The sequence below is a fragment of the Photobacterium carnosum genome, assembly GCF_021236965.1.
In the GTDB taxonomy this organism is placed as follows: domain Bacteria; phylum Pseudomonadota; class Gammaproteobacteria; order Enterobacterales; family Vibrionaceae; genus Photobacterium; species Photobacterium carnosum.
In genome coordinates this window covers 1-1,718 of the sequence record NZ_WMDN01000056.1, presented here as the reverse complement: position 1 = coordinate 1,718, position 1,718 = coordinate 1, and the positions used below count along the sequence as shown (strand labels likewise).

1 protein-coding gene is annotated in these 1,718 nt (G+C 41.7%); it reads right to left on the bottom strand.

Annotation, left to right across the window (positions count from 1 at the left end; translation table 11 throughout):
• On the bottom strand, positions 1–1,430 hold a 1,430-nt coding region (locus tag GLP24_RS19725; protein ID WP_331254171.1), incomplete at its 3' end, for an Orn/Lys/Arg decarboxylase N-terminal domain-containing protein.
• Positions 1,431–1,718: the final 288 nt, after the last annotated feature.

The following is a 1,718-nucleotide window of genomic DNA, read 5'->3' as shown; positions in this document are numbered from 1 at the left end:
TCGTTAAATAGTTGACGCATGTTCTGACGGAAGATGATCGCTTCGCGGTTCACTTCGTTAGTTAGCGATAAACCACTTTCGCCTTTCATCATGTTCGCTGCAATATCGTTAGACGCACAGATTGCGTAAAGTGGCGATGTTGAAGTGTGCATCATGTAAGCTTGGTTGAAACGGTCAAAGTTGATCGCGTTTTCACCGTTACGTACGTGAATGTATGATGCTTGAGACAAGGCATTCAATAACTTGTGTGTTGAGTGAGTTGCAAATACTGTAGGACCAGTATGGTCTTTAGCATCGCCACGCATTGCATAGTGACCCTTGTAGATAGGGTTAAAACGTGCGTAACCGAACCAAGCTTCATCCATATGAATACGGCTAGAGCTTTCGCCTAGTAGCGCTTCAGTCACTTCTGAATGGTAACATAGACCGTCATAAGTACAGTTAGTTACTACTGCGTAGCTTGCTTTCTTCTCGTCAGCGTTGAAAGGAATGCCCGCATTTTTAGCTTTAAGTGCGATGCCTTCTTTGCTCATTTGAACTTTGCTGATCGGACCGATGATACCGTAACAGTTACGGCTAGGTACCATGTAGATTGGACGTGCGCCCGTTAGGATCAGACCTTGTTCAATTGATTTGTGACAGTTACGGTCACAAATAGCGATATCGTCGTCTTTCATACATGCTTGCATGATAGTACGGTTTGAACCAGATGTACCTACGATACCAGAGTAAGACTGGTGAGCACCGAAGATCTTAGCTGCTTCAACTTCTGAATCTTTAAATGCGCCACTGTGGTCAAGTAATGAACCTAGTGCAGCACGTTCGATACCCATATCGGTACGGAACAAGTTTTCGCCGAAGAATTCAAAGAATTGGTTACCAGCAGGGGTCTTAGTAAAACCGATACCACCTTGGTGACCAGGCGCAGACCATGAGTACTCATGGATGTCGTTGTAGTGCATCATCGCTTTCATGAACGGTGGTAGCACTTGTGCACGGTAACGACGCATTGAAGCAACGATACGGCCAGCAACGAAGTCAGCAGTGTCTTCTAGTACTGAGTAACACTCATCAACACGTTCCATTAATTGGCGGTTGTTAAGGATAGACGTACGAGCACGCTCTGCTAGTAGAAATACAGGCACTTCAGATTGACGAGCTTGAAGTGTGCTTAATAGCTCAACTTCTTCGTTAGAATTAACGATTTGCTCTTCAGTTTTTTCAAGTGCTAATACTAGGCTATCAATTTGAGTTGATAGAATAACCGCACGCGCATCTTCATAAGAAGTGGCTGTAATAATTTCAATAGAGCGGTTTTGTAGTTCAGCAACAAGCGACTTAGTTGCGCGGTCTGCAAAGCTGTTTGGAGTAATATTTTGGTGCTCGATAACGAGAGCACGCATTTTATTTGTACTACTATTATTGTTCATAATAACGCCTGAATAAAATGGTGGATAACAGGTGTGTTTTAACCCGACATAATGATTATGAAGAACTAAAAGGCCTGACCGAATATTTTAGATAGGGAATAAATAATGCTGTTCATTAATATCACTATTAATTGTGAGCGTATTTATTATTTATTCCCATTTCCGTTCTAGTTAGTTATTAATAAATTGCTTTAGTATCGAATTTATTAAATCTTTAAAATTAGTTTGCTTTCACTTCTGGCTTAGTATCACGTGCAGCGATGAAGCCGTAGAAGATATAACCAAGCA